Raw genomic sequence first — 20,848 nt, 5'->3', positions numbered from 1 at the left:
AGAAATTATTAAATAATTTTTTTCGCTTTATATAGATAAAACTTTAACAAGGGGGAATAAAAATATGGAGGCGATAGCGAGTATGGGCCAAATAATAAAAGGAAAACCAGTTGCAGACCAAATAAGCGAAAACTTAATAAAAGATATTAATGAATTAAAAGAAAAAGGTATAAATCCAAAGTTAGCAATAGTTAGGGTAGGAGCTAGAGGAGACGATTTAGCTTACGAAAGAGGAGCATTGAAGAGATGTGAGTCTGTAGGAATAATAACTAATGTAATAGAGTTAGATGAAAATATATCTCAAGAAGACTATGTAAGTGAATTAAAAAGAATAAATGAAGATGAAAGTGTACATGGAATATTATGTTTTAGACCTCTTCCAAAACAATTAGATGAAGAATCTATAAAATATGTTATAGCTCCAGAAAAAGATGTGGATTGTTTTAGTCCAGTTAACGCAGCTAAGGTTATGGAAGGAGATAAAACAGGATTTCCTCCATGTACTCCAACAGCAGTAGTTGAAATACTAAAACACTATAATGTTGATTTAAATGGAAAAAAGGTTGCAGTGCTAGGAAGATCAATGGTAGTTGGAAAACCAGCTGCGATGTTACTATTAAATGAAAATGCAACGGTTACTATATGCCATTCTAGAACTAAAGATTTACCACAAGTAACTAGTGAAGCAGATGTGTTAGTTGCTGCAGTAGGTAGAGCTAAAATGGTAAAAGAAGACTATGTTAAAGAAGGTGCAATAGTAATAGATGTCGGTATAAATGTAGATGAAGAAGGAAAATTATGTGGAGATGTAGATACAAATGATGTATCTGATAAAGTATCTATGATAACTCCAGTTCCAGCAGGTGTAGGATCAGTTACAACTTCAATACTAGCTAAACATGTAGTTAAAGCATGTAAATTACAAAACAATATAAAGTAGTTCAGGGGGGAATAGAGATGATAATTTCTGAAAAAAAACCTTTAGAAGAAGTATTAGGTTATTTAAAAGATTCTAATAAAGTGATATTAACTGGTTGTTCAGAATGTGCTAGTACTTGTAAAGTTGGTGGACAAGAGCAATTGGAAGAAATGAAAGAATTACTAGAAGCTAACGGAAAGCAAGTTCTAGGTATGAAGGTTTTAGAACCATCATGTAATTTATTGAAAGTAAAAAAAGATTTAAAAGAATTTAAGTCAGAGTTAAAAGATGTTGATGCTATACTTTCTTTAGCATGTGGAGATGGAACTCAAACTGTAGTTAAAAATGTTAAGGTACCAGTTTATCCATCAAACAACACTCTATTCATAGGTGAAGTTAAAAGAGTTGGAGAATATGAAGAAGCTTGTAGAGCTTGTGGAGAATGTGAATTAGGATGGACAGGGGGTATATGTCCAGTAACTATGTGTGCTAAAGGATTATTAAACGGAGCATGTGGCGGAGCAAAAGAAGGCAAGTGTGAAGTAAGTTCAGAAAATGACTGTGCATGGATAATGATATATGAAAAATTAAAAGAATTAGGTCAATTAGAAAATTTAACAACTATAAGAGAACCTAAGAACTTCCAAAAATCTATAAATCCAAGAAGCTTAAGCTTAAAGAAAAAAGAAGAGCTAGCTAATGCTTAATAAAAGGTAAAAGGGGGATTTAAAAAATGAGCTTATTAAAACAAGCTTTAGAAAACGGACAATTTGCAGTAACAGCTGAAATGGCACCTCCTAAGGGGACGGATTTTGCTCATTTAGTAGAGTGCGCAAGAGCTATAAAAGGAAGAGTTCATGGGGTAAACGTTACCGACTTCCAATCAGCGGTAATGAGAGCTACATCACTTGCTACTTGCAAGGTATTAAAAGATGAAGGTTTAGAGCCTGTACTTCAAGTAACGGGAAGAGATAGAAATAGAATAGCTATACAAGGTGAGTTAATATCAGCTGGAGTATTCGGAATAAATAATATGTTAGCGCTAACTGGAGATCACACAACTGTTGGAGATCATCCACAAGCTAGACCGGTATTCGATTTAGATTGTGTAGGCATATTACAGGCAGCAACTACATTGATGGATGGAAAAGATATGGTTGGAAATTCATTAAAGGGATCTCCGGAGTTTTACTTAGGAGCATCGGTTACTCCAAGATATGCGCCAGTTGAGATACAAATATTAAAAATGGAAAAGAAAATGAAAGCTGGAGCAAAATTCTTCCAAACACAAGCTATATTTGATATGGATACTATGAGAGAATTTAGAGATAAGACTAAGCACTTAGATGCTAAAGTATTAGCAGGTATAATTCCGTTGAAATCTCCGGGAATGGCTAAGTTTATGAATGCAAATGTACCAGGAATATACGTTCCAGATGAAGTAATTGAAAGAATGAAATCTGTAGGAAAAGAAAACTGGGCACAAGAAGGTATAAAAATAGCAGGAGAATTCATAAAACAATTAAAAGAAGAAGGATTGTGTGATGGAGTGCATGTAATGGCAATAGGGGCTGAAGAAAATGTGCCGGCTATATTAGATGCGGCTCAACTATAAGAAGGAATTAATAAAATAATGTCGAAATACTTTATGTAGCTTTTAAAATAAATATTAAAGAGACTAGGATCTTCTAGATTCTAGCTCTTTATAAAAATATTATACATTTATATTTTATCCAATATATTCGTTTGTAAACACTCTTTATGAAAATGACAGGGGGAAATAGGGATGAGAATAGCCGTGATAGGTGGAGGCCCAGGGGGATATGTGGCTGCTATAAAGGCTGCTATGCTTGGAGCGGATGTTACCGTTATAGAAAAGAAAAAAGTAGGTGGAACGTGTTTAAATGTTGGTTGTATACCTACTAAAGCACTACTTGCTTCTTCTTCATTATTAATGGGAATAAGAGAAGCAAAAGACTTTGGAATAAAAATAGAAGGAGATATAAATCCTGATTTTAGTGCTATTATGTCTAGAAAAGATAAAGTAGTAGGCCAACTAGTTAAAGGGATAGAGTTTTTATTCGAAAAAAAAGGCGTTAATTTAATAAATGGATTTGGTAAGTTAGTTAATAAAAACACAATAGAAGTAACAAAAGAAGATGGAACTTCTGAAATAATAGAAGCTGATAAAATAATATTAGCTACTGGTTCAGTTCCTGTTATACCTTCTATATTCCCATATGATGGTAAACGTGTTATAACTAGTGATGAAGCATTATATTTAGAAGAACTTCCAAAATCACTGCTTATAATAGGTGGAGGAGTTATAGGTTGTGAATTTGGTCAATTCTTTAGATCATTAGGAACTGAAGTTACAATTGTAGAAATGTTTGACCAAATATTACCATTTGAGGATAAAGATGTTGCAAAACAGTTGCAAAGACAGTTTAAAAAAGATAAAATTAAAGTATTAACAGATACCAAGATAGAAACTTGTGAAATAATTGACAAAAAAGTTATTGCTAGTTTATCAAATGGTAAAAAAGTAGAAGCAGAAATGGCTTTGGTTTCTGTTGGTAGAAAACCTTTCCTTGATAAATTAGGAGTAGAAGAACTAGGTATAGAAACAGAAAGAGGAAAAATAGTTGTAAATGAAAAAATGGAAACAAGTGTAGAAGGCATTTATGCTATAGGAGATATAGTTAATAGTCCATTTTTAGCACATGTCGCTTCAAAAGAAGGTATGATAGCTGCTGAGAATGCTACAGGAAAAGATAAATCTGTAAATTATACTTCTATCCCAAGATGTGTATACACTGAACCAGAAGTAGCAGCTGTTGGTGTTACTGAAAAGCAACTACAATCAGAGGGTAGAGAATATAATATTGGTCAATTTGATTTTAGAGGATTAGGTAAAGCCCAAGCTATAGGACAATTCCAAGGGTTTATAAAAATATTAGCTGACAAAGAAGATAGAATAATAGGAGCTTCTATAGTAGGACCTCATGCAACAGATTTATTAACAGAGTTATCTTTAGCCGTTCATTTAGGATTAACAGTAGAACAGGTAGGAGATGTTATTCATGCACATCCTACTTTATCAGAAGGTATAATGGAAGCTCTACATGATGTACATGGAGAGTGTGTACACTCAGTTAATTCAAAATTAGCTAACGCATAAAACAGAGTTTTATTAAAAGCTCTGTTAGATGATATAACTACAAGGGGGAACGCATATGGGATATACAATAGCAGTAGCAGGCAAAGGTGGTACTGGTAAAACAAGTTTAACAGGGCTTTTAATTAACCAAATAGCAAGTAAAGAAGAAGGGCCTATATTGGTAGTAGATGCTGATGCAAATGCTAATATAAATGAAGTATTAGGTGTAGAAGTAGATAATACTATAGGTCAAATAAGGGAAGAAGTAAGTAAAAGAGAAAAACAGGGAAATTCATTTCCGGGTGGTATGACCAAGGCTCAATATCTCAAATACAGATTAAATACTTCTCTAGTAGAAGGAAATGGATTTGATTTAATGGTTATGGGAAGATCTGAAGGAGAAGGATGCTATTGTTACGTAAATGGAATATTAAGGGAGCAAACAGATTCTCTTTCAGATAGTTATAAATACCTAGTTATAGATAATGAAGCAGGTATGGAACATTTAAGTAGAAAAACTACAAAACATATAGATACTCTTTTACTTGTAAGCGATTGTTCAAGAAGAAGTATTCAAGCTGTAGGAAGAATAAAAGATCTAGCTAATGAGTTAAAGCTTAGCGTAGGCAATATGCATTTAATAGTAAATAAGGTTCCAAATGGTGTTTTAAGCGATGGAATAAAAGAAGAGATAGGTATACAAAATTTAGATTTAATAGGAATAGTTCCACAAGATGAAATGATATATGAATATGATTCATCTGGTATACCGTTAGTTAAAATGCCTGAAGAATCAAAGGCAAAAATAGCTATAAAAGAAATAATATCAAAACTAGAAATATAATAGACTTAAGGGGGAGAAATGAAATGCCATTCAAAATGTCTGTTCAAAAATACTCTGGTAAGATATCAGAAGTAGAAGTAGGTAAAGGTGAAAAAGCTATAAAATTAGGTGGAGAAGAAGTTCTTCCATTCTATAGCTTTGATGGTTCAACTGGTAATACACAAAAAGTTGGGGTAGAAATGTTAGATGTTTATCCAGAAAACTGGACTGATTCTTTAAAAAATACTTATAAAGATGTTGCTAAAAATCCAGTAGAATGGGCTAAATACATAGAAAAAAATATAAAACCAGATTTTATATGCTTAAAGTTAGAAGGAGCAGATCCAGCTGGATTAGATAAAACTCCTGAAGAATGTGCAAACGTAGCTAAATCTATAGCTGAAGCTATAAGTTTACCGCTTGTTATAGCTGGTTCAGGTAATATTGATAAGGATTCTAAATTATTTGAAAAAGTTACTGCTGCTGTAGATGGATATAACTGCCTATTTATGTCAGCTGTAGAAGAAAACTATAAAGCTGTAGGGGCTGCTGCTGGTATGGCGTATGACCACAAGGTTGGGGCAGAATCTTCAGTTGATATAAACTTAGCTAAACAATTAAACGTATTATTAACTCAATTAGGAGTTAAATCTGAAAATATAGTTATGAACGTTGGATGTTCAGCAGTAGGATATGGATATGAGTATGTTGCATCAACTATGGATAGAATAAGACTTGCAGCGTTTTCTCAAAATGATAAAACTTTACAAATGCCTATAATAACTCCAGTTTCTTTTGAAACTTGGAATGTTAAGGAATCTGTAGCGTCGGCAGAAGATGCACCAGAATGGGGTTGTCAAGAAGAAAGAGGAATAGCTATGGAAGTTTCAACTGCTGCTAGTGTATTAGTAGGTGGAGCTAATGCTATAGTATTACGTCATCCAAAATCAGTAGAAACTATAAAAACTTTAATAAGTGAATTAGCATAACACATAAGGTTAGGGGGAGAAAGATATGGCATTAAAAGCTTTAGATATATTTAAATTAACACCAAAGAAAAATTGTAAGGATTGTGGATTCCCAACTTGTATGGCATTTTGTATGAAGGTTGCATCTGGCGCTGTAGAAGTTTCTAAATGTCCTCATATGTCTGATGATGCGCTAGGTCAATTATCAGCAGCAACAGCTCCACTTATGAAAGCTGTTAAAGTAGGAAATGCTGAAAGCGCATATGAGTTAGGTGGAGAAACTGTATTATTTAGACATGAAAAAACATTAGTAAACAGAAATAGATTTGCTGTTAAATTCTGTGATCATATGAGTGAAGAAGAAATAAACAATAAATTAGAAAATATAAAAGCTGTTAATTACATAAGAATAGGCGAAGAAATGAAAGTAGAAATAGCAGCTTTAAAATACAATGGAAACAAAGATGCTTACTTAAATTTAATAAATAAGATTAAGGAAAGCAAATTAGATATTGCTTACATGTTACTATGTGAAGATGTGGAAGTTGCTAAAGAATCTTTAGAATTAGTAAAAGATACTAATCCAATATTATATGGTGCTAATAAAGATAACTATGCTCAGATGGTTGAAATAGTTAAAGGGGATAAAATAGCATTAGGTGTTAAGGGTGATAATTTAGAAGATTTATATTCTACTGTTGAAAATATACAAAAGTTAGGATATAAGGAATTAATATTAGATGCAGGAAGTAAATCAATTAAAGATACATTTGCCAATGCAGTTCAAATGAGAAGAATATCACTTAAAGAGCAAGATAGAACATTTGGATATCCTTCTATAATATTTGCAAATCAATTATCTAACAATGATAAGATGATGGAAATAGCACTATCTTCTATATTTACAGTTAAATATGGTTCTATAGTTGTATTAAATGATATAGACTTTGCTAGAGCATTACCGTTATTTGCTCTAAGACAAAATATATACACTGATCCACAAAGACCAATGAGAGTTGAACCTAAAATATACCCAATAAACAATCCAGATGAAAATTCTCCAGTTTTAGTAACTGTTGACTTTGCATTAACTTACTTTATAATAGCTGGTGAAATAGAAAGATCTAAAGTGCCTGTATGGTTAGCTATACCAGATGCAGGTGGATATTCAGTTCTTACTGCATGGGCTGCAGGTAAATTTGGAGGAAATAGTATATCTAAGTTTATAAAAGAAAGCGGAGTTGCAGACATGACTAATAATAGAAACTTAATAATACCAGGTAAGGTTGCTGTTCTTAAAGGGGATATAGAAGATAATTTACCAGGGTGGAATGTTGTTATAGGTACTGAAGAATCTATGGAATTACCAAAGTTCTTAAGAGAGATGAGTTTAAAAGCAGAAGCTGCTATGTCTCAGGCCTAATCTGTATTGGAAAAAATTATATAAGGAAAGGTAAAAGCCTTTCCTTATAAATAGACTACTATAACGGTAAAGTTAAACAAGGGGGAAATTATAATGGAAAAGTTTATGATAATAGGTGAAAGAATTCACTGTATATCACCAGCAATAAGAAAAGCACTAGCAGAAAGAGACCCACAACCAATACTTAAAAGAGCTAAAGAGCAACTTGAAGCAGGAGCACACTATATAGATTTCAATATAGGGCCAGCTGAAAGAGATGGAGAAGAAGTAATGGCTTGGGGAGTTCAATTACTTCAAAAAGAATTTAACAATGTTCCAATAGCTTTAGATACAGCTAACAGAAAAGCTATAGAAGCTGGTCTTAAAGTTTATAATAGTGAGCATGGTAAAGCAATAATAAACTCTGCAGATGCAGGTGAAAGAATAGATTTAATAGATTTAGCAGGAGAATATGGAGCTATGGTTATAGCTTTATGTGCTAAAGAAGGTATACCAAGAGATAACGATGAGCGTATGGCTTACTGTCAAGAATTGTTAGAAAGAGGTTTAATGGCAGGGTTAGAACCTGAAGATATGTTATTTGATCCATTATGCTTAGTTATAAAAGGAATGCAAGAAAAACAAATGGAAGTATTAGAAGCTATAAGAATGATGACAGAAATGGGTCTTAAAACAACAGGAGGATTATCAAATGTATCAAATGGTGCTCCTAAAAATGTAAGACCAGTTCTAGATAGTGCATTTTTAGCTATGGCTATGGCAAATGGATTTAGCTCAGCTATAATAAATCCATGTGATGTAGAATTAATGAATACTATAAAATCTTGCGACATTATAAGAGGATCTTCTTTATATGCGGATTCTTATTTAGAATTAAACGAAGGTGGATTTGCATTTAACGTATAAAAAATTTAAAGGGGGATATTACAGTGAACTTATTTAATATAATATTCACAGGATCACAGCAAGCATTAGATGCTGCTAGGGGATTTTTAAATCAAGAAATAGAAAAACATGGTAGGGATCATAAAGTTGCTTTCCCTGATACTGCATATTCACTTCCAGTTATATATGCAGCTACAGGAAATAAAATGAATACATTAGGCGATTTAGAAGCCGCGCTAGGTGTAGTTGAAAGTCTAATAGTAAAAGAACATAAATTAGAAAATGCCTTAAATTCAGGATTAGCTACAGCTGTTGCAGCTGAAGTTATAGAAGCTATAAAATATGCTACAATGGAAGCTCCATATGAAGCTCCATGTGCAGGTCATATATCAGATCCAATAATAAGAGCTCTAGGAGTACCGTTAGTTACTGGAGATATACCAGGGGTTGCAGTTGTACTTGGAGAATGCCCAGATGCTGCCACTGCTTCTAAAGTTATAAAAGACTATCAATCTAAGGGATTATTAACATTCTTAGTAGGTAACGTTATAGATCAAGCTATAGAAGCTGATGTTAAAATGGGTCTAGAACTAAGAGTTATACCTTTAGGATACGATGTTACTTCTGTAATTCACGTTGTATCTGTTGCGGTAAGAGCTGCATTAATATTCGGTGCACTTGAGCCAGGTAACTTAGCTGGATTATTAGAATATACAGAAAAAAGAGTTCCTGCATTTGTAAATGCATTTGGGCCTTTAAGTGAATTAGTAGTATCTGCGGGAGCTGGTGCTATAGCATTAGGATTCCCAGTTATAACTGATCAAGAAGTATTTGAAGTTCCAACTAGATTATTAACTCAAAGAGATTATGATAAATTCGTTTCTACTTCTCTTGAAGCTAGAGGAATAAAAATAAAAGTTACAGAACTTCCAATACCAGTTTCTTTTGCTGCAGCATTTGAAGGTGAAAGAATAAGAAAAGACGATATGTTCGCTGAATTTGGTGGAGGAAAAACAGAAGCTTGGGAGTTAGTATTAAAAAGAGAATTATCTGAAATAGAAGACCATAAAATAGAAGTTATAGGCCCAGATATAGATACAATAGAGAAAGTTCCAGGAAGATTGCCATTAGCTGTTATGGTTGAAGTTGCTGGTAAGAATATGCAAGATGACTTCGAGCCAGTTCTTGAAAGACGTCTTCACTACTTCTTAAACTACATAGAAGGTGTAATGCACGTTGGACAAAGAGATATGACTTGGGTGAGAATAGGAAAAGATGCTTATGAAAAAGGGTTTAGATTAAACCACATAGGTGAAGTACTATATGCTAAGATGTTAGATGAATTTGATTCAGTAGTTGACAAGTGTCAAGTTACTATAATAACTGATCCAGCTTTAGTAACAGAATTAAGAGAAAAACACGCTATGAGCAGATACTCTTCAAGAGATGAAAGATTAGCTAACTTAACAGATGAAAGTGTAGAAACTTTCTATTCTTGTAACCTATGCCAATCATTTGCTCCAGCTCACGTATGTGTAGTAACTCCAGAAAGACTTGGTCTTTGTGGTGCGGTTAGCTGGTTAGATGCTAAAGCTACTAAAGAATTAGATCCAACAGGTCCATGTCAACCAATAGAAAAAGGACACTGTGAAGATGATCTTAGAGGTGTATGGGAAAGCGTTAATGAAACTGTAAGCGCTATATCTCAAGGTGCTGTTGAAAGAGTTACATTATATTCTATATTAGAAGATCCTATGACTTCTTGTGGATGCTTCGAATGTATATGTGGTATAATGCCAGAAGCAAATGGATTCGTTATAGTTAATAGAGAACATGCAGGTATAACTCCTCTTGGAATGAAATTTGGTGAACTTGCATCTATGACAGGTGGAGGAGTTCAAACTCCAGGATTCATGGGTCATGGAAGACACTTTATATCTTCTAAAAAGTTTGCTTATGCTGAAGGTGGACCACAAAGAATAGTGTGGATGCCAAAAGAATTAAAAGATTACGTAGGTGACAAATTAAATGCTACAGTTAAGGAAATATACGGAATAGAAAACTTTGTAGATATGATATGTGATGAAACTATAGCTACTGAATCTGAAGAAGTATTAGCGTTCTTAGAAGAAAAAGGACACCCAGCATTAGCTTTAGAAGCTGTAATGTAATCGTATACAAGGGGAGGAAAAGATATGAAAACAATAGCTAGCTTAAAGTATAGTAGCAAACATACTTGGGTAAAGATTGAAGGAGATATAGCTGTTATTGGAATAACTGACTATGCTCAAGAACAATTAGGAGAAATTCTATTTGTTGAAATGCCAGAAGTTGGAGATGATATAACTAAAGATGATGAATTTGGTGTAGTGGAATCTTCAAAAGTAGCTTCTGACTTAATAGCTCCTATATCTGGGGAAGTAATAGAAATAAATGAAAAATTAGAAGATGAACCTGAGTTTATAAATGAAGATGCATATGACGCATGGATATTAAAAGTTAAATTATCTAATGAAAGCGAATTAGATGATTTATTAGATGCTGAAAATTATGAGAGTAATTTAGAGTAATACTCACTTCCCCAGGCTATTTATACCTGGGGATTTGTTTTTTGGAGGGAGACTAATGGCTAAAGTTAAATTTATACCACAGAATATAGTAGTTTCTTGTGAAACAGGTGAAAATTTATTAGAAGTTGCACGTAAGGCAAATATATTTATAGATGCACCTTGTAATGGTAGTATTGCCTGTGGAAAATGCAAGGTTAAACTATTAAAAGGAAATGCTAATACTGAAAAAACATTACATATAAAAGATGATGAATGGAAAAATGGGTATATATTAGCGTGTAATACAAAGATAATGGAAGATATAGAAATAGAAATACCTTCTCAGTTATCTACATCTATGCATGAAATGAAGATAGAAGGGCTTTCAAGTGAAAAAGATAAAGCTATATTTAAGAGGGCTAAGAACTTTATCATTGAAAATAATATGGAATTTAAGTCATATATAAGAAAAGATTATGTGCAAATTGATGATCCAACTTTAGATGATAATATATCGGATTACGATAGGATAAAAAGACATTTAAGAAATAGCTTGGGATATGAACAGGTAAATTGTAGATTACAGTTACTTAGAAAACTACCTAAAATATTAAGGGAAGGGGAGTTTAAAGTAACTTTAACTCATATACCTAGAGGAAATAAGACGACTATAGTCAACGTAGAAATAGGAAATACAACTAATAGATTATATGGTGTAGCGGTTGATATAGGAACTACATCTGTAGTTGTGTGCTTAGTAGATTTAAATAATGGTGAAATAATAGCTAAATCATCATCAGGTAATGCACAAATAAAATATGGTGCCGATGTTATAAATAGAATAATATATTCAACAAAAAAAGATGGATTAGATATTTTAAATAAATCAATAATAGATGAGACTATAAACCCTCTTTTAGATAATATATACTCTGAAACTAAAGTTACAAAAGATGAAATAATGGCCTTTGTTGCATCTGGAAACACAACAATGACTCATTTGTTTTTAGGAATATATCCGGATTATTTGAGAAGAGAGCCGTATATACCAGCTTTTTTAAAGTCTCCTATAGTTAAAGCATCTGAATTAGGATTAAATGTAAATCCAGATACATTTATATATTTATCGCCTTCTGTTGCAAGTTATGTTGGAGGAGATATAACAGCAGGGGTACTGGCATCTGGTATATGGACAAGCGATGAAAATGTATTGTTTATAGATTTAGGAACAAATGGGGAAATAGTATTTGGAAACAAGGATTATCTTATGACATGTGCTTGTTCTGCAGGGCCTGCATTTGAGGGTGGAGAAATAAGTTGTGGAATGAGAGCATCAACAGGTGCTATAGAAGAAATCACTATAGAAGAAAACTTAAAGCCTATATTAAAAGTAATAGGTAATGTGGCGCCAATAGGTATATGTGGTTCAGGTATAATAGATTTAATAGCTGAGATGATGTTAAAGGGAATAATAGATAGAAGAGGAAAAATAAATAAAAATCTAAATAATTCTAGGATTAGGTTTGACGAACATGATATCGGAGAATATGTACTGGCTTTTAGAGATGAGTATGATATAGAAGGAGATATAACTATAACTGAGGTTGATATAGATAATTTTATAAGAGCGAAAGGAGCTGTTTATTCTGGGGCTTCTACTTTAATAAAGAGTCTAGGCTTAGATTTTAGTATTATAGATAAACTATATATAGCTGGAGGTATAGGAAATAGCTTAGATATAGAAAGATCTATTCTTATAGGATTACTTCCAGATATAGATAGAGAAAAGTTTATGTATATAGGCAATAGCTCCCTTGTAGGATCTTATTTAACGTTAATGAGTGAAGATGCTAGAACTAAGCTAGAGGAAATAGGAAATCAGATGACTTATGTAGAATTAAGTGTATATCCAACATACATGGATGAATTTATTTCAGCATGTTTTTTACCCCATACTAATATTGAAGAATTTCCAACAGTAAAGGATATATTGGAGGTGTAAAGATATGTTATTAAATGAAAAAATGCAGAAAGCTTTAGAAACAAAAAATAATAATTTTGGAAACTCCATAAAGTTTTCATATCCTAATCAAACACTAGCAATTACAACTACAGGAAATAAATGTAGTTTAAAATGTGCACATTGCAATGGGCATTATCTTAAGAATATGACTCCAATAGAATTCTATGAAGAAAAAGTAAAGACAAGAGATATAACGAGTTTATTATTAAGTGGAGGTTGTAGTTTTGAGGGAGATGTGCCTATAAATAGCCACATAGAAAAAATAATAGATTTAAAAGCTAAAGGGTACAAATTGAATGCACATCTAGGACTTATGAATGAAGAAAATTTATCCCAATTGAGCAAGTATTTAGATGTTGTATCCTTTGATTTAATATTAGATGAAGAAACTATAAAAGAAGTATATAAAATAGATAAAAATAGGCATGATTATATAAGTGCATATGAAACTCTTAGAAAGTACACAAAAGTAATACCTCATATATGTATAGGATTAAAAGGTGGAGAGATAAAAGGCGAATATGAAATACTAGAATATCTAAAAGAAAACAAACCAGAGCAACTAACTTTTATAGTTTTAATACCAACTAAAAATACAGAATATCAAGATGTAAAACCACCTAAACTAGATAGAGTAATAGATTTATTATGTGAAGCTAGAATTAGTTTTCCTGATATACCTATAAATTTAGGTTGCATGAGACCTCGTGGTAATTATAGAAATGAATTAGATGAATTAGCTATTATGTGTGGCATAAATAAAATAGTTTTACCAACAAAAAATGCAGTAAGTAAGGCAATAGATATGAATATGACCATAATAGATACTAAGGAGTGTTGTGTATTATGATAAGATTATCTATTGGAACTGCAATAGAATTAGGATTATCAAACGGAAGAAGTGATATAGCGCCTAAAACTGCATATATAATGATAGGGAATGAGTGCAATAATAATTGTTCATTTTGTTCTCAATCAATAAGTAGTAGTTCAAGAAAAGATACATTATCTAGGGTGTTGTGGCCAGAATACAGTAAAGAAGAAATTGTAGAAGCTTTAATTAGTTACAATAAAAATAATATAAAGAGAATATGTCTTCAAACTGTATCAAATAATAAAGCCTTAAAATGTGCTGAAGATTTTATTATATATATAAAGGATAAGGTGAACTTTCCAATATCTGTATCTGCAAAGGTAGAAAATGAAAATGATGTACAAAGATTCTTAGATTTAGGAGTACAAAAAATAGGGATAGCCATAGATGGTGCTAATAAGGAAATTTATGAAAGTGTAAAAGGAAGTAATTTCGAAGAAAAAGTAGGTTTTATTACAGATTTATCAAAGGAATTTCCAGGTAAAATAAGCACTCATATAATAGTAGGATTAGGGGAAAGTCATGAAGATATATGCAATTTATATAAAAATCTAATAGATAATAATGTAACTGTGAGTCTATTTGCATTTACACCTGTTAAAGGAACTAAATTACAAGATTTAAAACAGCCAAGTATAGAAAGTTATAGAAGAGTACAGCTTATGACTTATTTAATTAATAAGGGACACTCAAAAAATTTACTTACCTTTAAAGATGGATATTTAGTAGATATAAATGAAGTAAGTGAATATATATATAAAGAAATTATGAGCGGGATACCTTTTGAAATAAGGGGATGCAAAGATTGTAATAGACCTTATTATAATGAACGACCAGGGAAAACTATATATAATTATTCAAAAGTGTTGAACGAAATTGAAATAGATAGGGCCCTGAAGGAATTGAATATGCCAATAAAGGGGGGACAACCTTGCAACAATGGAGGGTTATAAAAAATAAAACCCATAATGGATTTATGAATATGGCTATTGATGAAGCGATTATGATCTCATATAAAGAAGGTAAAACTTTGCCTACGCTTAGATTTTATACATGGGAACCGGCATGTATGAGCATAGGGTGCTTCCAAAAATTAGAAGATGAGATAGATATAAATATGTGTAGGAAATTAGGTATAGATTGTGTAAGGAGACTTACAGGTGGAAGAGCTGTTTTACACGATAATGAATTAACTTATAGCATAGTAGTAAGTGAGGAAAATTTTTTAATGAGCCCTAGCGTAACTTTATCATATAAGTTTATAAGTGAAGGATTAGCAAAAGGGTTAAAACTAAGTGGGATAACAATAGATGAACTAAGTAGAGGAGAAAAGATAGGTAGAGAAAATCTATCTTCTGCATGTTTTAATGCTCATTCTTTTTATGAAATAACTATAAATAATAAAAAAGTAGTTGGAAGTGCTCAAAATAGACGAAAAGGTATAATACTGCAACATGGATCTATAATACTTGATTTTGATGTGCAAAAGCTATTTTCTATAATAAAAACTGAAGATAATAAAACGAAACAAAGACTTATAAACTTTACATCTAGAAAAGCCAGTGGAATTGAAAATGAAATAGGAAAAAAAGTAGATATAAATGAACTACAAGAAAACTTAATAAATGGCTTACAAGAACATTTTGGTGTAGAGTTTATAGAAGATGATTTAACTGATTACGAAATTAATTTAGCCAATGAATTGTATAAAAAATATAGTAGCGATGAATATAATAAAAAAAGATAAATATATTGACTATATATTAACGATAATGATATACTCAAAATAAATAAGATAATATATATTAAAATGAAGTCATGAAGATTTCTTTGAGGATATTGAAATATCCTTAAGGGAATCTTTTTTGTTTTTTCAATATATGTTAAAATATATATAAAATAATATTAGGGGGTTTTTGTATGTGCGAATCATCTGCTTACATAATAACAGAAGAAGGTTTAGAAAAAGTTATGGAAAATGTTATTAATATGTTACCTGAAGATGGTAAGGTATATTTAACGGATTTACTAGGAGAGCAAAAAATAATAGATGGAGAAATAAAAGAAATAAGACTTATGGATCATAAAATAATAATAGAAGAAAAAAAATAAAAATAATAGAGGGATAACTTATGGTTATAGCAGTTATAGATGGTATGGGTGGAGGATTGGGTTCTCAAATAGTATCTTATTTAAGAGAAGAGCTACCATCATACATAGATATATATGCACTTGGAACGAACTCTATAGCTACAAGTGCTATGATGAAGGCACATGCTAATAAAGGTGCAACAGGAGAAAATGCTATAGTTGTATCTTCTAAAAAAGCAAACATTATAGTTTCGCCTATATCTATAATAATACCAAATTCCATGATGGGCGAGGTAACATGTAAAATGAGTGAAGCAGTATCAGATAGTGAGGCTTTTAAAATATTTTTGCCTATAATGCCTGAAAACATTGAAATAGTAGGGATTGAAAATAAGCCTGTAGTTTTATTAATAAAGGATGCTATAAAACTTATAAAAAAAGAATTTAATATAAAATAATAAGGGGGAACAAAATGATGTTTTCAAAAGAAGCGATAAGATATCATCATGGACATGACCATGACCACAATCATGACCATCATCATTCTCATGGAGAGTCAAGTGAGAATAAGGATGAAAAAACTTTAAACATATTATTAGTTCATTGGGTAAATCATAATGAATCACATGAAGAAGGATTTAGAGAATGGGTAGATAAAGCTAGAGCTATAGATAAAGAAGAAACAGCAAACTATATAGAAAAAGCTATAGAATATATGAAAAAAGCCAATGAAATGTTAATGGAAGCTAAAAAGAATATGTAATATATAAAGGGTATGGTGTAAACCATACCCTTTAAAATACTCTAAAATGAAATTGTCCATCTTCAGGATTAAAATTATTATTTAATAGCTTCTTTAAAAATCCTACAGCTATATCTCCTATTACAGATAAATCTTCAGCATCAAAATAAAATTGAGTGTTAGCATCAAATAGAATATTTCCAGATGGAGAAATATCGTTATCCCCAGCCCACAAAGTAAAGACCATATAGATATTGTTCATAAATTGAATTTTATAAGAGATATCCCCAAGATTCAACTTTTCTCCTCCTAAAAGTTCACATACTTTTGAGAAGTTATTCAAGTTATACCCAAAAGTATTAACAAAGTCCCCAATAGTTCTATTTAAAAAGTTTGGATAATACACAGGCCCTCCAGGAATTTCCTTAAAGGTTATATATTTATTAGAAGGTGGAACTCCTTTGGCGTTTAATAGATACCTAATTATTATAGTTTTGATTTCATAGTTAGAAAATTCATCTAAATTTTCTTTAAATATTTCTCCCGAAGGATAATGAACTTTATATAATCTATTAATCATATTTACGTGAAAGTAGTTATTATCTTCATCATAATAGCAATTTGTGGTAGCCTTTATTATATCACAAGGTATATTAGGCAACATTGCCTTACAATGCTCATAGGGTATTTTTACATTCCTTTTCTCATTTACCGCTTTTACATCAATCATTTATTTTCCTCCTTGAACAAACTTATATGTATTTATATTCTATATTTAAGCTATAATTCCTTATATAAAATATAATTCAAAATATTGACATATGTAAATATATATGATATTATTATCCATGTAATAAAAGATAATATATGGAGAAGTACTCAAGTGGCTGAAGAGGCTCCCCTGCTAAGGGAGTAGGTCTCGCAAGGGGCGCGAGGGTTCAAATCCCTCCTTCTCCGCCATTTTAAAAGGTCGTTGATTTTTCAACGACTTTTTTATATTTTAAATTCTTTTATTAGAATATATTTTGATAATGAGTGTATGTTGTTTTCTAAAGGTTCTAAATTTACCATTAATGGTATTAAAGTACTTAATTCGTAGTAAATTATATTATTTTTATTATTATCAACTCCGCTTTTTAAATTTAAAGTTATATTTAATTTATTCTTATGTCCATTTATTGAATAGTTTTCTTTATAAATTTCTATATCAATAGGGAAGTCTGCATTAGATATATACTCTATAGTTAAAAAGTTTTTTTTGAACTTATAATTATTCATAATTACTTTATACATACTATTGTATATATCTATCTCTATGAAATCTAGCTTTTGTTCTATTACTTCTTTTATTTTAAATATTTTCCCAAGATAATATATATCTTCATAATTATGAAGAAGTATTTTCTTTTTTAATTCTTCATTTTGGGTTATTTCATAATTCTTATATAATTCAACGCTATCTTTACCTGATATTGTATCTTTTCTTTCTATCCCTAAGTATTTTTCAACGGTTTTTAGTTTACAATCTATAAGTGATAATTTTTTTTGATAAGGTCTAACTACATTTAGGATATCTATATCTTTGGTCTTATCTATGGTATAATTTATATCATTAGATTTAAATCTTTCGTTTAAATATGGAATATCAAAGCGCATACCATTAAAGGTTATATGATATTCGAAATTTTTGAATACTTCCTTGAAGTAAAATAATATTTCTTTTTCCTCTTTAGAATTGTCTGCGAAAAACTGTTGTACAATAGTTTGATTATTTTTTATATATAGAACACCTATAAGTATAACTTTACTATACTTAGGGCTAAGGCCCGTTGTTTCTATATCAAAAACACAGTGGTTATTTGGAATATCTATCAGTTCATCTATAACATTTGTTATAATTTGCATAAGTTCACTCCTGTACATTTATTTGCCTAAGTACATTATATTACAAATAAAGAATAATTTAAGGTGATAAGTCATGTTAAATATAGAAAATTTAAACAAAAATCAAAAAAAAGCTATAAATCATATAAATGGACCTTGTATGGTATTAGCAGGCCCAGGTTCAGGAAAAACAAGAGTAATAACATATAAAATAGTTAATATGATACAGAATAATAATATAAAACCAGGAAATATATTAGCAATAACGTTTACTAAGGCATCTGCCAATGAAATGAAAGAAAGAGCATTGAAACTAAGTTCTGATTATGGAGTAAATAAGGTTACATTTGGAACCTTTCATTCTGTATTTTTTAGGATATTAAGACACTTCAAAAAATATAACTTGGATTATATACTAAATGAAAAAGACAAGAAAATTATAATAAAGAATATATTAAAAACATTAAAAATAGAAAATGGTGAAGAAGAAGATACCATTTCAGGCATTATAAACGATATATCATATTTAAAAAATGAACTTATGGAAGTGGTGGATTTTGATTCAAATACATTGTCAAGTGAAGAATTTAATAATGTATATAGAATGTATGAAGAGTATAAAGAACAAATGAATAAAATAGACTTTGACGATATGCTAATACACACATATCATTTGTTAAATAACAATGTTAGTGCTCTAAATATAGTTAGAAATAGTTATAAATATATATTAGTCGATGAGTTTCAGGATATAAATAAAGTTCAATTTGAAATATTAAAACTTATTACATCCCCAAATAATAATATATTTGTTGTAGGAGATGAAGATCAAAGTATATATGGATTTAGAGGGGCAAGACCCGATTTTTTATTACAATTTGAAGAGTACTTTCCAGATGTAGTTAAGATAGTATTAGATGTAAATTATAGATCAACGAAAAATATAATATCTTCAGCAAATAAACTTATAAAAAATAACAGTAATAGATATGATAAAATCATAAAACACAATAGAGAAGATATAAGTAGCGATGTCAATTACATGTATCCTGAAGACTCTGAAGATGAAGCATCAAAAATAGGAAAAGATATAGCTCACAAAATAAATGAAGATAATTTGCAGTATTCTGATTTTGCAGTTATATATAGAACTAATATTCAATCTCGCGCGCTTATAGATGTGTTTATGGATATGAGTATTCCATTTGTAGTAAGGGATACTATAGTGACTATATATGATCATTGGGTATGTCAAGATGTACTATCTTATTTAAGACTATCTCTAGATAATAATTTAAAAAATGAATGGGTAAGAATTATAAATAGACCATTTAGATATATATCAAAAGATAGCATAAAGATGTCTAGTGAAGAATCGAATTTTATAAATACTTTAAAAGAAAAATGTGATCTTCACTATAAACAAATTCAAACTATAGAGGATTTAGAAATGGATTTAGGATATATAAGTGGATTATCTCCTAAAAATGCAATATCGTATATAAGAACTAGTTTAGAATATGACAGGTATATAGTAGAATATTGCGCTAATAGAAAGTTAAAGGCAAATGGGCTATTTGAAATATTAAATGAAATAGAAAGTTCTGCTGTACACTTTAAGAGTATAAATGATTATCTAGACCATATACAAAAAGTAAAAGAAGAGATGTCATATGGGAAAAAAGAAGTTATAAAAGATGGAGTAGTTTTTACTACTATGCATAGCGCAAAGGGGCTAGAATTTAAAAATGTTTATATAGTGGGAGCAACAGAAGGAACAATTCCTCATGAAAAATCATACGATATAGAGGATGATAAACAAAGACTTGAGGCTATAGAAGAAGAAAGAAGATTGTTGTATGTAGGTATAACAAGAGCTATGAATAGTCTGTATATAAGTATACCGAAACAAAAATATAATAAAACTGTATTTAAATCTAGATTTATAGATGAAATAAAAGGAATAAAAAAGAAAACTACGAATAAAATGAAAGTAAGTCAAGAAGAAACTATAAGTAATATAGATATAAATACTGGAGATGAAATATACCATAAAAAGTTTGAAGAAGGATTTATACTAGACAAAGACGATGGGAAAATATCTGTTGAATTTAAAGACGGTATAAAATTACTTGATTATATAACTTGTTTAAAGAATGGTATAATAAAGAAAATAAGTAAATAAATTACAAGTATAATTTTCAAAAAACTATGTTGACAATATCCAAATATGTCTGTATAATCAAATTAAATTAAATATTGTAAATCCTACGACGAAGAGAGTAACTTAAATGGATTTTGCAGCGAACTAGGGGTGGTGTGAGCCTAGTAATGAAATTTATGGTGAAAAGAGCTTCTGAGGATATTACCTGAACTAATAGTAGGGTAATAGGATTGTCTCGCCTTAAGAGATAAGAGTGGATAAGTATAACTTATCAACAAGAGTGGTAACGCGGATGTTAATTCGTCTCTTGGTCTTCGGACCAAGAGACTTTTTTATTGTTACT

20 protein-coding genes, 1 tRNA gene and 1 other annotated feature are annotated in these 20,848 nt (G+C 30.7%); of the genes, 19 read left to right on the top strand and 2 right to left on the bottom strand.

Annotated elements, in window-relative coordinates:
- Positions 1 to 82 precede the first annotated feature (82 nt).
- The 17 genes from ACUSRV_RS08395 (at position 83) to ACUSRV_RS08315 (ending at position 16,478) form a co-directional block, all read left to right on the top strand.
- A complete protein-coding gene (locus tag ACUSRV_RS08395; RefSeq protein WP_490141599.1) occupies positions 83 to 940 on the top strand; it encodes a bifunctional 5,10-methylenetetrahydrofolate dehydrogenase/5,10-methenyltetrahydrofolate cyclohydrolase in 858 nt (285 codons plus the stop codon).
- 17 nt (positions 941 to 957) lie between these two features.
- Positions 958 to 1,626: a methylenetetrahydrofolate reductase C-terminal domain-containing protein gene (locus ACUSRV_RS08390; protein WP_490141491.1), complete on the top strand. Its 669-nt coding sequence runs from the start codon at positions 958 to 960 to the stop codon at positions 1,624 to 1,626.
- 26 nt (positions 1,627 to 1,652) lie between these two features.
- On the top strand, positions 1,653 to 2,534 hold the full coding sequence (locus ACUSRV_RS08385; RefSeq protein WP_490141490.1) for a methylenetetrahydrofolate reductase: 882 nt from the start codon (positions 1,653 to 1,655) through the stop codon (positions 2,532 to 2,534).
- A gap of 171 nt (positions 2,535 to 2,705) precedes the next feature.
- Positions 2,706 to 4,100, top strand: coding sequence for a dihydrolipoyl dehydrogenase (gene lpdA, locus ACUSRV_RS08380; RefSeq protein WP_490141489.1), 1,395 nt, complete (start codon positions 2,706 to 2,708; stop codon positions 4,098 to 4,100).
- 55 nt (positions 4,101 to 4,155) lie between these two features.
- Positions 4,156 to 4,923 (top strand): ATP-binding protein, encoded by a 768-nt coding sequence (locus ACUSRV_RS08375; RefSeq protein ID WP_490141488.1) that lies wholly within the window; start codon positions 4,156 to 4,158, stop codon positions 4,921 to 4,923.
- Positions 4,924 to 4,946: 23 nt separating this feature from the next.
- Positions 4,947 to 5,891: an acetyl-CoA decarbonylase/synthase complex subunit delta gene (acsD, locus tag ACUSRV_RS08370; RefSeq protein ID WP_490141487.1), complete on the top strand. Its 945-nt coding sequence runs from the start codon at positions 4,947 to 4,949 to the stop codon at positions 5,889 to 5,891.
- 25 nt (positions 5,892 to 5,916) lie between these two features.
- Positions 5,917 to 7,293 carry an acetyl-CoA decarbonylase/synthase complex subunit gamma gene (gene acsC, locus ACUSRV_RS08365; RefSeq protein ID WP_490141486.1) on the top strand — a complete coding sequence of 459 codons (1,377 nt, stop codon included), beginning with the start codon at positions 5,917 to 5,919 and terminating at the stop codon, positions 7,291 to 7,293.
- Between the two features lie 93 nt (positions 7,294 to 7,386).
- Positions 7,387 to 8,199 (top strand): carbon monoxide dehydrogenase/acetyl-CoA synthase methytransferase subunit, encoded by an 813-nt coding sequence (acsE, locus tag ACUSRV_RS08360; RefSeq protein ID WP_490141485.1) that lies wholly within the window; start codon positions 7,387 to 7,389, stop codon positions 8,197 to 8,199.
- 23 nt (positions 8,200 to 8,222) lie between these two features.
- Positions 8,223 to 10,349, top strand: a complete 2,127-nt coding sequence (gene acsB, locus ACUSRV_RS08355) for an acetyl-CoA decarbonylase/synthase complex subunit alpha/beta (RefSeq protein ID WP_490141484.1) — start codon at positions 8,223 to 8,225, stop codon at positions 10,347 to 10,349.
- 24 nt (positions 10,350 to 10,373) lie between these two features.
- Positions 10,374 to 10,748 carry a glycine cleavage system protein GcvH gene (gcvH, locus tag ACUSRV_RS08350; RefSeq protein ID WP_490141483.1) on the top strand — a complete coding sequence of 125 codons (375 nt, stop codon included), beginning with the start codon at positions 10,374 to 10,376 and terminating at the stop codon, positions 10,746 to 10,748.
- Between the two features lie 55 nt (positions 10,749 to 10,803).
- Positions 10,804 to 12,729: a corrinoid activation/regeneration protein AcsV gene (gene acsV, locus ACUSRV_RS08345; protein WP_490141482.1), complete on the top strand. Its 1,926-nt coding sequence runs from the start codon at positions 10,804 to 10,806 to the stop codon at positions 12,727 to 12,729.
- A 4-nt stretch (positions 12,730 to 12,733) separates the two neighbouring features.
- Entirely contained in the window at positions 12,734 to 13,600 is an 867-nt protein-coding gene (gene lipS1 / locus ACUSRV_RS08340; RefSeq protein ID WP_490141481.1) for a LipS1 family lipoyl synthase, read from the top strand.
- Positions 13,597 to 14,577: a LipS2 family lipoyl synthase gene (gene lipS2, locus ACUSRV_RS08335; protein WP_490141480.1), complete on the top strand. Its 981-nt coding sequence runs from the start codon at positions 13,597 to 13,599 to the stop codon at positions 14,575 to 14,577. The genes lipS1 and lipS2 overlap by 4 nt, the downstream gene beginning before the upstream one ends.
- On the top strand, positions 14,556 to 15,371 hold the full coding sequence (locus ACUSRV_RS08330) for a lipoate--protein ligase family protein (protein ID WP_490141479.1): 816 nt from the start codon (positions 14,556 to 14,558) through the stop codon (positions 15,369 to 15,371). The genes lipS2 and ACUSRV_RS08330 overlap by 22 nt, the downstream gene beginning before the upstream one ends.
- A 173-nt stretch (positions 15,372 to 15,544) precedes the next feature.
- The gene (locus tag ACUSRV_RS08325) at positions 15,545 to 15,736 is read left to right on the top strand and encodes a CooT family nickel-binding protein (protein WP_490141478.1); all 192 of its coding nucleotides are present in this window, start codon (positions 15,545 to 15,547) and stop codon (positions 15,734 to 15,736) included.
- 20 nt (positions 15,737 to 15,756) lie between these two features.
- On the top strand, positions 15,757 to 16,173 hold the full coding sequence (locus ACUSRV_RS08320) for a DUF3842 family protein (protein WP_490141477.1): 417 nt from the start codon (positions 15,757 to 15,759) through the stop codon (positions 16,171 to 16,173).
- Between the two features lie 14 nt (positions 16,174 to 16,187).
- Positions 16,188 to 16,478 carry a DUF8180 domain-containing protein gene (locus ACUSRV_RS08315; RefSeq protein ID WP_490141476.1) on the top strand — a complete coding sequence of 97 codons (291 nt, stop codon included), beginning with the start codon at positions 16,188 to 16,190 and terminating at the stop codon, positions 16,476 to 16,478.
- Positions 16,479 to 16,509: 31 nt separating this feature from the next.
- Here the strand turns inward: ACUSRV_RS08315 and ACUSRV_RS08310 are convergent, their stop codons facing one another.
- Entirely contained in the window at positions 16,510 to 17,187 is a 678-nt protein-coding gene (locus tag ACUSRV_RS08310) for a DUF3786 domain-containing protein (RefSeq protein WP_490141475.1), read from the bottom strand.
- Positions 17,188 to 17,326: 139 nt separating this feature from the next.
- On the opposite strand from ACUSRV_RS08310, the gene ACUSRV_RS08305 reads away from it, so the two are divergent.
- A tRNA-Ser gene (locus ACUSRV_RS08305) sits at positions 17,327 to 17,417 on the top strand.
- 33 nt (positions 17,418 to 17,450) lie between these two features.
- Here the strand turns inward: ACUSRV_RS08305 and ACUSRV_RS08300 are convergent.
- Positions 17,451 to 18,362, bottom strand: a complete 912-nt coding sequence (locus tag ACUSRV_RS08300; RefSeq protein WP_490141474.1) for a ribonuclease H-like domain-containing protein — start codon at positions 18,360 to 18,362, stop codon at positions 17,451 to 17,453.
- A gap of 73 nt (positions 18,363 to 18,435) precedes the next feature.
- Here ACUSRV_RS08300 and ACUSRV_RS08295 point away from each other — a divergent pair, with 73 nt between their 5' ends.
- Entirely contained in the window at positions 18,436 to 20,526 is a 2,091-nt protein-coding gene (locus ACUSRV_RS08295; protein WP_490141473.1) for an ATP-dependent helicase, read from the top strand.
- Between the two features lie 76 nt (positions 20,527 to 20,602).
- Positions 20,603 to 20,816 (top strand) — a binding site (T-box leader).
- The last annotated feature ends 32 nt before the right edge of the window (positions 20,817 to 20,848 follow it).

The sequence above is a fragment of the Sporacetigenium sp. TC11 genome, assembly GCF_058146105.1.
Note: the sequence above shows the minus strand (reverse complement) of the source record. Positions and strands in the feature narration are given on the sequence as shown.